Genomic DNA, 12,686 nt, shown 5'->3' on the forward strand with positions numbered 1-12,686 from the left:
TGTGGCTAGACCGCAGTTATAAGTCGTCGTATATCTACTCCAGATTAGCACTCGAAGGACGCGTTGTAACGGCCACGTTAACCCGAATTCGCGGTGGGCTTAGGGGGTTTCGGTTGCGTGAGCGTGCCCCTATGTTGTAGGATGACTTATATCTATTGGCATTTAAATCAAGGAACGAGCATGTCAAATTCGAGCGGAATCACAGGCAACATCACCGGCGAGATGCTGATCGGCCGCAAGACCGTGCGCGGCGCCGACCAGGCGCTGCACGCATTCAATCCCGCCACGGGTGCGGACATTGCCGAGCCGGTTTTCGGCGGCGGCACGGCTCGCGACGTTGGCCTCGCGTGTGAACTGGCGCAGAAAGCGTTCGATCCGTACCGGCAGCTCCCGCTCGCGGTGCGCGCGGAATTCCTGGAGCGTATCGCCGACGGAATCACTGCGTTGGGCGATGCTCTGGTCGAGCGTGCGCAGCAGGAATCGGGCTTGCCGAAAGCGCGCCTGGAAGGCGAGCGCGGCCGCACGACCGGTCAATTGAAGCTGTTCGCGCAAGTGGTGCGCTCGGGCCAGTGGCTCGACGCGACGCTCGACTCGCCGCTGCCGGATCGTAAGCCGCTGCCGCGTTCGGATGTGCGTATGCAAAAGATTGCAGTCGGCCCGGTCGCCGTGTTCGGCGCAAGCAACTTCCCGCTCGCGTTCTCGGTGGCTGGCGGCGACACGGCTGCGGCACTGGCGGCCGGTTGCCCGGTCGTGGTGAAGGCGCACGGTGCTCACCTCGGCACGTCGGAGATGGTCGGTCGCGTGATTCAGCGCGTCGCACAAGATATGGATTTGCCCGAAGGCGTGTTCTCGCTGATCGTTGGCGCCGGCAATTCGATCGGCGAAGCGCTGGTCGCGCATCCGGCGATCAAGGCAGTCGGCTTCACGGGTTCGCGCGCGGGTGGCCTCGCGCTGATGCGCATCGCCGCTGCGCGCCCCGAGCCGATTCCGGTCTACGCGGAAATGAGCAGCGTCAATCCGGTGTTCCTGCTGTCGAACGCGCTCACGCAGCGCACCGAAAACATCGCGCGCGGTTTCGTGGATTCGCTGGTGCTCGGCGCCGGCCAGTTCTGCACCAACCCCGGCCTTGCGATCGCCGTGGACGGCGATGCGCTGAAGAACTTCGTCTCCGTGGCGTCCGAGGCGCTGAGCGGCAAGCCCGCGCAGACCATGCTCACGGCTGGCATTCACTCGGCATACATGGACGGGGAAGGCAAACGGGCCACGACCGCGGGCGTGGAAACGGTGGCGCGCGGCGTCGACGCAACCGGCCCGAACCAGGCGCGCGCGGCATTGTTCGTCACCGACGCGCAGACGTTCCTCGCCACGCCGGCGCTGGAGGACGAGGTGTTCGGACCGACATCGACGATCGTGCGTTGCAAGGACGAAAACGAATTGCTGCAAGTGGCCGAGCACTTTGCCGGCCAGTTGACGGCGACGATCCAGATGGACAGCGCGGACGTCCCCGCAGCCAGAAAGCTTGTGCCGATTCTGGAGCGCAAGGCTGGACGGCTGCTGGTCAACGGCTATCCGACCGGCGTGGAAGTCTGTCACGCGATGGTGCACGGCGGCCCGTTCCCGGCTACGTCCGACAGCCGCGCGACGTCGGTGGGCACGACCGCGATCGAGCGCTTTTTGCGCCCCGTCTGCTATCAGGATTTTCCGGCCGATCTGCTGCCGCAGGCGCTGGCTGACGGCAATCCGCTCGACCTGTGGCGCCGCCGGGATGGCGAGATCACGCGCAGCTGATACGTGCGTTTGATTACTTGCGTTTGAGCTGCGGCTGAAATGAAATGAAAAATGGCCGGGGAGGTGACTCCCCGGCCATTTTGTTTGCAAATTCGCAGCGACAAACAATCGGCTAATTGCTCTGTGGTCGCTCAGCCAGGTGTTTCGGAAGTTTCGTTCGCGCGGCGCAGGCGTTCGCGACTATTCGACAGATGCATGCGCATTGCCGCGCGCGCGCCTTCGGCGTCGTGCCGGCTGATCGCTTCGAGAATGCTCTCGTGCTCCAGATTGACGAGCGACAGGTACGCGTCCGGCTCGGCGCGGGCGATGCCGGCCGAATCGAGCCGGTTACGCGGAATCAGCGCGCTGCCCATTTGCGTGAGGATGTCGACGAAATAGCGGTTGCCCGTGGCGCGCGCCACCGAAATATGGAACTGCAAATCGGCGTTCACACTGTCTAGCCCGTTGTGACGCGTCGCTTCGATTGCGTCGAGTGCGGCGCGCATGCGCGTGAGGTCTTCCGGCTTCGCGCGTTGTGCGGCGAGGCCCGCGCATTCCGTTTCGAGGCTGATGCGTAGTTCGAGAATCGACAGCACGTCGCGCAGCGTGGTGGCCGGCACCATGTCGATACCGAGCTTTTCGCGCTGCGGCTCAAGCACGAAGCTGCCGATGCCGTGGCGCGTCTCGATGATCTTGCCCGCCTGCAGGCGCGAAATCGCTTCGCGGATGACCGTGCGGCTCACGCTCAGCGTGACCATGAGTTGCGATTCGGTGGGCAGCTTGTCGCCCGGCTTCAGCGCGTTTGACGCGATCTGCTCGGTGACGTAGTTGACGACGAGCTCGGCAAGATTACGAGCGCGTCGTGGCGGTGCCGTGGATGCCAGTGGTGTAGCCATCGAAAACGCCCCTTGAATCAGATAGTTGCAGAGACTTCCTGATCCATTATACCGTCGTCTGACGACTGATTATAGAAAGGCCGGATCATTTCGCGCCGCGCCGCTGCACCCGGCTGAGAACCGGTGCGCAAGGCACGGCGCTGCGAAGCACAAACCCGGCGCGGCGCCTAGCGCGGACGCAGCTCGACGCGCTTGATGTCCTTCACGATCACGAGGTAGCTGAACACCGTGAGCAGCGCATTGGCGCCGACGAATACCAGCGCGCCATTGAACGAGCCGCTCTTCGCCACGAGATAGCCGATTACGATCGGCGTGACGATGCCGGCCACGTTGCCGAACATATTGAAGATGCCGCCCGACAGACCGAGCGCTTCCCTCGGCGATGTATCTGCGACCACCGCCCAGCCGAGCGCGCCGATGCCCTTGCCGAAGAATGCGAGCGACATCAGCGCGACGACGATCCAGTCGGTGGAAACATAATTGCAGCCGATGATCGACACCGACAGCAGCATGCCGCCGACAATCGGCACCTTGCGCGCGACGGTCAGCGAATGGCCGCGCCGGATCAGCGAATCCGACAGAATGCCGCCGAGCACGCCGCCCGAGAAGCCGCAGATCGCGGGCAGCGAAGCGACGAGCCCCGCTTGCAGGATCGTCATGCCGCGCGCCTGCACGAGGTAGATCGGAAACCACGTCAGGAAGAAGTACGTCAGCACGTTGATGCAGTACTGCGCGAGATAGATGCCGACCAGCATCCGGTTGCTCAGCAGTTGACGCACGAGCGCCCAGCCGCCGGCTTTATCGACGTCGTCGGGACGCGCGTTGTGGTGACCGTTGATCACGCCGCCGCCCTGTTCGATGTACTCGAGTTCCGCAGCGGACACGCCCGGATGGTCGGCGGGATGCTTCATCACCTTGAGCCAGGTGAGGGCGAGCAGCAGGCCGGCTACGCCCATCACGACGTAGACCATGTGCCAGCCGAACGCGTGCGTGAGCCAGGCCATCAGCGGTGTGAATACGACTGCCGCGAAGTATTGCGCCGAGTTGAAAATCGCCGACGCGGTGCCGCGTTCCTTGGTCGGGAACCAGCTCGCCACCACTTTCGCGTTGGCCGGAAAGGCCGGCGATTCCGCCGCGCCCATCGCGAAGCGCAATACAAAGAGGCCGGTCACCGCGGCCGCCGCGCCGCCCAGCAAACCGATCGAGCTTTGCAGCAGCGTGAACAGCGACCAGAAGAAGATGCTCGCGGCGTACACGCGCCGTGCGCCGAAGCGGTCAAGCAGCCAGCCGGCAGGCAATTGCGAGAGCACATACGCCCAGCTGAACGCGGAGAAGATGTAGCCCATGCGGATTGCGTCGAAGCCGAACTCGGCGCGCATCGCCGAGCCGGTGACCGACAGCGTCGCGCGGTCCGCGTAATTGAACGTGGTGATTACGAAGATAAGTAGCAGGATCGCGTAGCGGACTTTGGTGCGCTTTGCGACGTTCGCGGAACTTGCCGTGCGGCTCATTTCCATTGTCATCTCCTTAATTCTTATGCAGGGGGAGCGGGCTCCCGGCCTTCGTGAAGTGGCGGCGTCCAGACGCATGTGCAAAAAACGCCCGGCGACGATGCTGTCTCCGGGCGCTCCAAGCGCTGCCGCCTGTGCGGCTCTCGTTCGCCTGGCCGACGGAAAATTGACGCGCCGGCCAGGCGCGCAGTATTACTGCGGGCCGAGCGTTTTGATCAGCGCGTCGAGCTGCGCCACTTCTTCTTCGGTCAGATCGGTCAGCGGTGCGCGCACCGGGCCGGCGCTATGGCCGACCAGCTTCGCACCCGCCTTGACGATGCTGACCGCGTAGCCTGCGCGGCGGTTGCGGATCTTCAGGTACGGCAGGAAGAACTCGTCGATCAGCTTGCCGACGGTTGCGTGGTCGTCCGCGGCGATCGCGCGGTAGAAGTCCATCGCCGTCTTCGGAATGAAGTTGAACACTGCCGACGAGTACACCGGCACGCCGAGCGCCTTGTAGGCCGCGGCATAGACCTCCGCGGTCGGCAGGCCGCCGAGGTAGGAGAAACGGTCGCCCAGACGTCGGCGGATCGTCACCATGTTTTCGATTTCGCCCACGCCGTCCTTGAAACCGATCAGGTTCGGGCAGCGTTCGGCGAGGCCTTCGAGCATGTCCGCGTTGAGTTTGGAATTCGCGCGGTTGTAGATGATCACGCCCATGTTCGGCACGGACTTGCACACCTCTTCGGCGTGCGCGGCGATGCCTTCCTGACACGCTTCCGTCAGATAATGCGGCATCAACAGGATGCCGTTCGCGCCGTGGCGCTCGGCTTCTTTCGCGTATTCGATCGCGACGCGCGTCGGCCCGCCCGCGCCGGCGAGAATCGGCACCTTGCCCTTGCACACCTCGGCCGCGGTGCGCACCACGTTCGAATAGTCGTTATGCGTCAGCGAGAAAAATTCGCCCGTGCCCCCCGCGACGAACAATGCAGACGCGCCATACGGAGCAAGCCATTCCAGGCGCTCGGCGTAAGTGTCGGCGCGAAATTCGCCCTTTTCGTCGAAGTCGGTGACGGGGAAAGAAAGAAGGCCTTGCGAAACGATCTGCTTGAGTTCCTGCGGTGTAGTCATGATGTATGTATCCGGGCGTCGGTATTGGTTGAGATCGGGTTGAGATCGGGTTGAGATCGGGTTGACCGGGTGATCGATAGAAATGAAGATTTCTTATACGTCATCGTACAACAACAATTCGGCTAACTCAACGGTGTTTTCGCGGCATAATGCTAGTCATAGGGTAAATACGGAACATCCGGGCAAACTGGCATGTTGTAGGATGACGTATGAATAGCTGGCGCAGAAGGCGTAAATCGCCATAAGGATCGATGCAATGGAACTTTCCCCGCTCTACATTCGCGTTCACCCCAATGACAATGTCGCGATCGTCGTCAACGACGGCGGCCTGGGTGAGGGCGCGGTTTTCCCCGACGGCCTCGTGCTGCGTGAGCGCGTGCCGCAAGGGCACAAGGTCGCACTCGCCGATCTGGCCGAAGGCGACGAGGTCATCCGCTATAACGTGGTGATCGGTTATGCGCTCAAGGCACTGCCCAAGGGAAGCTGGATCAACGAACACGTTATCCGCATGCCGAGCCCGCCGGGGCTCGACGATCTGCCGATCGCCACTATCAAGGCGCCGGACATGCCGCCGCTCGAGGGCTACACGTTCGAGGGCTATCGCAATGCAGACGGCTCGGTGGGCTCGCGCAACATTCTGGCGATCACGACGACCGTGCAGTGCGTCGCCGACGTGGTCGAGCATGCGGTTGCGCGTATCAAGTCCGAACTGCTGCCGAAATATCCGAATGTCGACGACGTGGTGGGCCTCGGTCATACCTACGGCTGCGGCGTGGCAATCGACGCGCCGGACGCAATGGTGCCGATCCGCACCGTGCGCAACATTGCGCTGAATCCGAATTTCGGCGGCGAGGTGATGATGGTGAGCCTCGGTTGCGAGAAGCTCCAGCCGGAGCGGCTGATGCCGCCGGGCACCATTCCGATCGCGGCGGCGCAGAACCCGAGCGAAATCGCGGATATCGGCGATCTCGGCGCTGACGAGAATGGCGATGTGGTCGTGCTGCAGGACGAAGCGCACGTCGGCTTCCAGTCGATGGTCGAGTCGATCATGAGAACGGCCGAAGGCCACCTGAAGCGGCTGAATAATCGGCGCCGCGAAACCTGCCCGGCGGCGGACCTGGTGGTCGGCGTGCAGTGCGGCGGCAGCGATGCGTTCTCCGGTCTCACGGCAAACCCGGCCGTCGGCTTCGCGACCGACCTGCTGGTGCGCGCCGGCGCCACGGTGATGTTTTCTGAAGTGACCGAGGTGCGCGACGGCGTCGATCAACTGACGGCGCGCGCGGCGAACGCGGACGTCGCCCAGGCGATCATCCGCGAGATGCAGTGGTATGACGATTATCTGAAGCGCGGCGGCGCCGACCGCAGTGCGAATACCACGCCGGGCAACAAGAAGGGCGGCTTGTCGAACATCGTCGAAAAGGCGATGGGCTCGATCATCAAGTCGGGCAACTCGCCGATTTCCGGCGTGTTGTCGCCGGGCGAGAAAGTACGCCAGAAAGGGTTGATCTACGCGGCCACGCCGGCGAGCGACTTCATCTGCGGCACGCTTCAGCTTGCGGCCGGTATCAATCTGCACGTCTTCACGACTGGCCGCGGCACGCCGTATAGTCTCGCGGAAGTGCCCGTCATCAAGGTCGCGACGCGCTCCGATCTGGCGCGCCGCTGGCATGATCTGATGGACATTAACGCAGGCACCATTGCAACCGGCACGGCGACAATCGAAGAGGTGGGTTGGGAACTGTTCCGCTTCATGCTCGATGTCGCGAGCGGCCGCAAGAAGACCTGCGCCGAAAAGCTCAAGCTGCACAACGCACTGGCGCTCTTCAATCCGGCGCCGGTGACCTGATCGCCAGATCCAGCGGGCCGCGATTTCGCGGCTCGTTTTGCTTTTGGGCTTGACGACTCGTTACCTGATTGGCTTTATTTGCCTTATCTGCTGCATTCACAGCGGCTACTCAATAAATAGAAAGACATGACCGATTCGAATTCTGTCCGCCCGGCTGCGCAAAAACCTTTCCGACGCCTTCTGCTCACCGGCGCCGCGGGCAATCTCGGCACGCAATTGCGTGGCGCGCTTGCGGCGTGGGCCGATGTTGTGCGCGTCACCGACATTGCGCCGCTCGGCGAAGTAGCGGAGCACGAAGAAGCGTCGATTGTCGACCTCGCGAACGGAGCCGCGGTTCACGCGCTGCTCGAAGACGTGGATGCGGTGATCCATCTCGGCGGTATTTCCGTCGAGGCGCCTTTCGAAGACCTGCTCGAAGCGAATATTCGCGGCCTGTACAACCTGTATTCGGCTGCGCAGAAACAGGGCGTGAAGCGCATCGTGTATGCAAGCTCGAATCACGCGGTGGGCTTTCATCCAGTGACGGAAGCGGTGGATGTCGACGCGCCGTTGCGCCCCGACAGCCTGTACGGCGTGACCAAATGCTTCGGCGAGTCGCTGTCGCGCTACTACTTCGACCGCTTTGGCCTCGAGACGGTGTGCTTGCGGATCGGCTCGTCGTTCGAGCAGCCGAAGAATCCGCGCATGCTGGTCACGTATCTGAGCTATCGCGACTTCATCGAACTGGTGCGCTGTTCGCTGTTCACCAATCGGGTCGGCCACGCAATCGTGTATGGCGTGTCGGATAACCGCACGAAGTGGGTCGATAACACAAAGGCGGCGTTCCTCGGGTTTCGTCCGCAGGACAGTTCAGTGCAATTCGAACATCTCTTCCCGGTCACCGCGCCGACCGCCGATCTGGACGATCCCACGCAGCGCTTCCAGGGCGGCGCGTTCGTGCTGGCCGGACCGATGGAGCCGAAGCGATGAGCGCGGCCGCGAATCCGCGCGTAGAGCGAGTGGAGGCGGCGGGGCAGGCGCCGGCTCTGGTCGGCGAAAGTCCGGTGTGGCGCATTGCCGAACAGGCGCTTTACTGGGTGGACATTCCTGCGCAAAAAATCGTGCGCCTCGCAGTGGAAACGGGCGAGCGGTCCGAATGGCTGTTGCCGGAGAAGGTCGCGTGCATCGCGTTCGATCGTCGCGGCACGGTGCTCGCCGGCTGTGAAACCGGCCTTTTTGCGGTGACGCCAGGCGAGAGTTCGACCGACGCGACGACGCAGGTCGGACGCGTTAACGAACCAGTGAGAATAGCGGGACGCAAGTTGGCTGCGCCGGTCTTCCCGTGCGGCGACATGCGTTTCAACGACGGCCGCTGCGACCGGCAAGGCCGCTTCTGGGCCGGCACGATGGTGCAGGACATGGCAGCAGCCAATCCGGCCGGCGCGCTGTATCGGTTCGACGCCCAGGGCGTGCTGTCGGCACCCATTGTCGACGGGCTCATCACGCAAAATGGTCTGGGCTGGTCGCCGGATGGCGCGACCATGTATCTGTCCGACTCGCATCCGCTGCGTCGGCAGATATGGGCTTTCGACTACGACATCGAAACCGGCGAGCCACGCAACCGGCGCGTCTTCGCCGATCTGAACGACTATGTCGGCCGACCGGACGGCGCCGCCGTGGATTCCGACGGTTGCTACTGGATCTGCGCGAACGACGCCGGGGCGCTGCTGCGCTTTACGCCGGAAGGCAAGCTGGACCGGCAGATTGCCGTGCCCGCAATCAAGCCGGCCATGTGCGCGTTCGGTGGACGCAACCTGGATACGCTATTTATCACGTCGATTCGCCCGGCAGCCGGCGCGAGCGAACATGACGGGCATCTTTTCGCGGTGCGTCCTGGTGTGAGCGGCTTGCCCGAGCCGGAGTTCGCCGGCGATCTGTGAACCGCGCAATGCGGTTAGGCAGGGCGCCGGCGCTTCGATACCACCGGCGCCCAAGGTTTAGTCCACGTAAATTCATCACTCGTCATACAACATTGTCGCGCCGATACGACGCTTTCGCTGCGGCTTACGCAAATCCAGCGCGTTCACATTCCTAGTTCACGTCTTTGCGCCATACAGCGCGGCGGCGCGCGCTCCGTGCCTGCAGCGTCGTCGCGGTCATCTGTACCGAACCCCGTTTCCTCGGGTAAATACCGTCTGTACAACTCAAACTGCGTTTTATAGACTTCGTATGTCGTCGTACAACGTATAAGCGCAAACAGACAGCTTTCTAAGCATTTCGAGATTGCAGCGCCAAACGTGGCGGCTTTGGCGCGCAACGCGGTGTTCGCGCGAAAGCACGCTGACGCAGCAGAAGTAAAAGAAGTCGAGTTGTCCAACAGGAGTGCTGATCATTGTGCCGGGGATGTTGCACGGACAGCACGGCAAAGCGTTCGCCGACCGCTGGAGACCGCGAGCGCCGCGCCGGGAGACGCAGCAAAACCATGTCACATCCGCGCCGGCTGTCCGCACTGGGCCGTCGCAACCGGCCATCCGTCAGAGGCCCTCCGTGAGCGGCCGTCTGCATCGATTGGGTGTCTATTTTTCAAGGAATGTCATGATGAACAAGAAGTTCGCCTCTTCCCGTGTTTCGTTGATCGTTGCGGCCTCGGTGCTGGCCTTCGGCGCCATGTCGGCGCAAGCGCGCGTGTTCCGCGTGTCCGACGTGCACGGCGACACCTATCCGACCAACATGGCCGTGAAATACATGGGTGAGCAGATCAAGACGGCAACCGGCGGCAAGGATTCGGTGAAGGTGTTCGGCAATAGCGCACTTGGTTCGGAAAACGACACAATCGATCAGGTGCGTATCGGCGCACTCGACATGGCGCGCGCGAACGGCGCGGCATTCAACGAGATCGTGCCGGAGTCGATGATTCCGTCGCTGCCGTTCCTGTTCCGTGACATCGACCATTTCCGCAAGGTGATGTACGGCCCCGAAGGCCAGAAGATTCTCGACGCCTTCAAGGCGAAGGGCATGATCGCGCTGACTTTCTATGAAAGCGGCGCGCGTTCCATCTACACGAAGAAGCCGATCCGCACGCCGGCCGACATGAAGGGCCTCAAGGTTCGCGTGCAGCCGTCCGATCTGATGGTCGACGAAATCAGGGCGATGGGCGGCACGCCGACGCCGATGCCGTTCGCCGAGGTCTATACGGGGCTGAAGACGGGCCTCGTCGACGCAGCGGAAAACAACCTGCCTTCTTACGAAGAAACCAAGCACTTCGAAGTCGCGCCGGTCTATTCGGAAACGCAGCACTCGATGACGCCGGAAGTGCTCGTCTTCTCGAAGAAGATCTGGGACACGCTGTCGCCGCAGGAACAGGAAATCATCAAGAAGGCCGCGGCCGACTCGGTGCCTTACTACCAGAAGCTGTGGACCGCACGCGAGAACGACGCAAGCAAGACCGTGACGAAGGGCGGCGCGCAGATCGTCGCGTCGTCGCAGATCGATCGCGCGGCTTTCGTCAAGGTGATGCAGCCGGTTTGGGCGAAGTACGAAAAGACGCCGCAAATGAAGCAGCTCGTCGAAGAGATCCAGGCAATCAAGTAACGCTCGCATAGCGCTTTCGCGGCAGCGGAAAAGCCTTGCAGAAAAACTGCGAGGCTTTCCGCTGTCCGCCGATTGCCTGACTGGTGACGGAAAGTAGCATTACTAACGAGTAAAAACGGTCCGTCGTAGGCAAGAATGGGGTAAAGAGATTCATGAAACGCCCAAACGATTTTATCTTTCGCGCGCTGGCTGTCGTCGCCTCGCTCAGCCTCGCAGCGCTGAGTCTGCTGGTGATCTACAGCGTCGTGATGCGCTACGTGTTTAGCGACGCTCCCGATTTCGTCGAGCCGATAGCGCTGTTGCTGGTGATCGTGATCGCGATGTTCGGCGCGGCGCTCAAGGTCCGCGAAGGCGGCCATATCGGGCTCGATTCGCTCGTGAAGAACTTGCCGGAGAAGGGGCAGCTCGTCGCACACGCGTTCCAGCATCTGTGTCTGATCGCGCTCGCGGTGGCGATTTTCTTCGGCTCGCTGCAGATGGCTGAAACCACGCTGCATGACCAGATTCCGATTCTCGGCTTGCCCGAAGCGCTCCGCTACGTGATCCCGGTCATTGCCAGCGTCTGCATTGCGTTGTTCTCATTCGAGAACCTTCTGGCGCTTTTCGCAAAGAAACACAAATAGAACAATCATGGAACTTGCCCTCCTTTCTATCAGTTTCCTCGTTTTTCTGGTGCTCGGCGTTCCTGTTTCGTTCGCGCTGGGATTGTCGTGCGTGCTGACGTATCTATATGAAGGGCTGCCCGCCGCCACCGCGATGCAGTCGATGATCTCGGGGATGAACGCGTTCTCGTTCCTCGCAGTGCCGTTCTTCATCTTCTCAGGCGAACTGATGTTGCACGGCGGCATCGCCGATCGCATCCTGCGTTTCGCGCAGGCCACGGTCGGCCATTTCCGCGGCGGCCTAGGCATGGCAAATGTGGTCGCCTGTACGCTATTTGGCGGCGTCTCGGGTTCGCCCACAGCGGATACGTCGGCAATGGGCGGCGTCGTCATTCCGCTGATGAAGCGCGAGGGCTATAGCGCCGCTTACGCGGTCAACGTCACGACGCATTCGTCGCTGGCCGGCGCGCTGATGCCCACATCGACCAACATGATCATCTACGCCTTCGCGGCGCAGGGCATCACGGGCACGCTGAACGGTGTGCCGATGAGCGGGGTGTCGATCGGCGATCTGCTGTTCTCGGGGCTGTTGCCGGTGTTGTGGGTGATGGGCTTCGTGCTGATCGCAGCGTACTGGCAAGCCGTGCGCTACGGCTACCCGCGCCGTCCGGACGGTTCGACCGAACTGCAGCGCTTTCCGGGCTGGATGGCGGTCGCGCGGACGTTCCTCGGCGCATTGCCGGGCCTGATGGTCATCGCGATCATTCTGGTTTGCGTGGCGAAGGGTATTGCGACGGCGACGGAAGCCGCTGCTATTGCGGTGGCCTATTCGCTCGTGCTGACGGTCGTGGTGTATCGCTCGATGACGCTGAAGAAGCTTTCCTTCGCATTGTCGAAGGCTGCGAAGACCACCGGCGTCGTACTGCTGCTGATCGGCGTGTCGAACATGCTGCGTTACCAGATGGCGTATCTGGAGATCCCCGATGCGATCGAGCACATGCTCGACGGCGCGACGAGCCTCCCCTGGCTGATGCTGCTGTATATCAACGTCATCCAGGTTTTCCTCGGCACGTTCGTGGACATGGCGGCGCACATTCTGATCACCACGCCGCTCTTCCTGCCGATGGCGATGCATAGCGGCGTCGGTCCCGTGCAGTTCGGCATCATGATTCTTCTGAACTGCGCGTTGGGTCTCGTGCATCCGCCGATCGGCTCGGTGCAGTTCATTGGTTGCGCGATCGGCAATGTGTCGATTGGGGAAACTACCAAGGTGGCTTGGCCGTATTACCTCGCTATCTTCAGCGCCATCAATATTGTGACTTACGTGCCAGTGTTCTCCACGTGGTTGCCGAGCGTGATTAATGGACACCCGGTCTTCTGACCT

At 62.1% G+C, this 12,686-nt stretch carries 10 protein-coding genes; 7 read left to right on the forward strand and 3 right to left on the reverse strand.

What is annotated here, in order from left to right; translation table 11 throughout:
- Positions 1–180 precede the first annotated feature (180 nt).
- Positions 181–1,788, forward strand: a complete 1,608-nt coding sequence (locus tag F759_RS0111660) for an aldehyde dehydrogenase (NADP(+)) (RefSeq protein ID WP_027800010.1) — start codon at positions 181–183, stop codon at positions 1,786–1,788.
- 131 nt (positions 1,789–1,919) lie between these two features.
- Here the strand turns inward: F759_RS0111660 and F759_RS0111665 are convergent, their stop codons facing one another.
- The 3 genes from F759_RS0111665 to kdgD all read right to left on the reverse strand — a co-directional run bounded on the left by F759_RS0111665 (position 1,920) and on the right by kdgD (position 5,284).
- A complete protein-coding gene (locus F759_RS0111665; RefSeq protein WP_027800011.1) occupies positions 1,920–2,663 on the reverse strand; it encodes a FadR/GntR family transcriptional regulator in 744 nt (247 codons plus the stop codon).
- A gap of 167 nt (positions 2,664–2,830) precedes the next feature.
- Positions 2,831–4,180, reverse strand: a complete 1,350-nt coding sequence (locus F759_RS0111670) for an MFS transporter (RefSeq protein WP_027800012.1) — start codon at positions 4,178–4,180, stop codon at positions 2,831–2,833.
- A 186-nt stretch (positions 4,181–4,366) separates the two neighbouring features.
- Positions 4,367–5,284 (reverse strand): 5-dehydro-4-deoxyglucarate dehydratase, encoded by a 918-nt coding sequence (gene kdgD, locus F759_RS0111675; protein WP_027800013.1) that lies wholly within the window; start codon positions 5,282–5,284, stop codon positions 4,367–4,369.
- Between the two features lie 256 nt (positions 5,285–5,540).
- Between kdgD and garD the strand changes: the two genes are divergently transcribed.
- From garD to F759_RS0111705, 6 genes are all read left to right on the forward strand, one after another.
- Positions 5,541–7,130 carry a galactarate dehydratase gene (gene garD, locus F759_RS0111680; protein ID WP_027800014.1) on the forward strand — a complete coding sequence of 530 codons (1,590 nt, stop codon included), beginning with the start codon at positions 5,541–5,543 and terminating at the stop codon, positions 7,128–7,130.
- A gap of 126 nt (positions 7,131–7,256) precedes the next feature.
- Entirely contained in the window at positions 7,257–8,099 is an 843-nt protein-coding gene (locus F759_RS0111685; protein ID WP_027800015.1) for an NAD-dependent epimerase/dehydratase family protein, read from the forward strand.
- The gene (locus tag F759_RS0111690) at positions 8,096–9,049 is read left to right on the forward strand and encodes an SMP-30/gluconolactonase/LRE family protein (RefSeq protein ID WP_027800016.1); all 954 of its coding nucleotides are present in this window, start codon (positions 8,096–8,098) and stop codon (positions 9,047–9,049) included. The genes F759_RS0111685 and F759_RS0111690 overlap by 4 nt, the downstream gene beginning before the upstream one ends.
- A 658-nt stretch (positions 9,050–9,707) precedes the next feature.
- On the forward strand, positions 9,708–10,700 hold the full coding sequence (locus F759_RS0111695; RefSeq protein WP_027800017.1) for a TRAP transporter substrate-binding protein: 993 nt from the start codon (positions 9,708–9,710) through the stop codon (positions 10,698–10,700).
- A 152-nt stretch (positions 10,701–10,852) separates the two neighbouring features.
- Positions 10,853–11,323, forward strand: coding sequence for a TRAP transporter small permease (locus F759_RS0111700; protein ID WP_027800018.1), 471 nt, complete (start codon positions 10,853–10,855; stop codon positions 11,321–11,323).
- Between the two features lie 7 nt (positions 11,324–11,330).
- Positions 11,331–12,683, forward strand: coding sequence for a TRAP transporter large permease (locus F759_RS0111705; protein ID WP_027800019.1), 1,353 nt, complete (start codon positions 11,331–11,333; stop codon positions 12,681–12,683).
- Positions 12,684–12,686 lie beyond the last annotated feature (3 nt).

The organism is Paraburkholderia dilworthii, from assembly GCF_000472525.1.
GTDB classification, from domain to species: domain Bacteria; phylum Pseudomonadota; class Gammaproteobacteria; order Burkholderiales; family Burkholderiaceae; genus Paraburkholderia; species Paraburkholderia dilworthii.

What these genes read in the sequence shown, in the direction of transcription:
- F759_RS0111660 (WP_027800010.1), top strand. Translation starts at nt 181, where the DNA reads ATGTCAAATTCGAGCGGAATCACAGGCAACATCACCGGCGAGATGCTG.
- F759_RS0111665 (WP_027800011.1), bottom strand. Translation starts at nt 2,663, where the DNA reads ATGGCTACACCACTGGCATCCACGGCACCGCCACGACGCGCTCGTAAT.
- F759_RS0111670 (WP_027800012.1), bottom strand. Translation starts at nt 4,180, where the DNA reads ATGGAAATGAGCCGCACGGCAAGTTCCGCGAACGTCGCAAAGCGCACC.
- kdgD (WP_027800013.1), bottom strand. Translation starts at nt 5,284, where the DNA reads ATGACTACACCGCAGGAACTCAAGCAGATCGTTTCGCAAGGCCTTCTT.
- garD (WP_027800014.1), top strand. Translation starts at nt 5,541, where the DNA reads ATGGAACTTTCCCCGCTCTACATTCGCGTTCACCCCAATGACAATGTC.
- F759_RS0111685 (WP_027800015.1), top strand. Translation starts at nt 7,257, where the DNA reads ATGACCGATTCGAATTCTGTCCGCCCGGCTGCGCAAAAACCTTTCCGA.
- F759_RS0111690 (WP_027800016.1), top strand. Translation starts at nt 8,096, where the DNA reads ATGAGCGCGGCCGCGAATCCGCGCGTAGAGCGAGTGGAGGCGGCGGGG.
- F759_RS0111695 (WP_027800017.1), top strand. Translation starts at nt 9,708, where the DNA reads ATGAACAAGAAGTTCGCCTCTTCCCGTGTTTCGTTGATCGTTGCGGCC.
- F759_RS0111700 (WP_027800018.1), top strand. Translation starts at nt 10,853, where the DNA reads ATGAAACGCCCAAACGATTTTATCTTTCGCGCGCTGGCTGTCGTCGCC.
- F759_RS0111705 (WP_027800019.1), top strand. Translation starts at nt 11,331, where the DNA reads ATGGAACTTGCCCTCCTTTCTATCAGTTTCCTCGTTTTTCTGGTGCTC.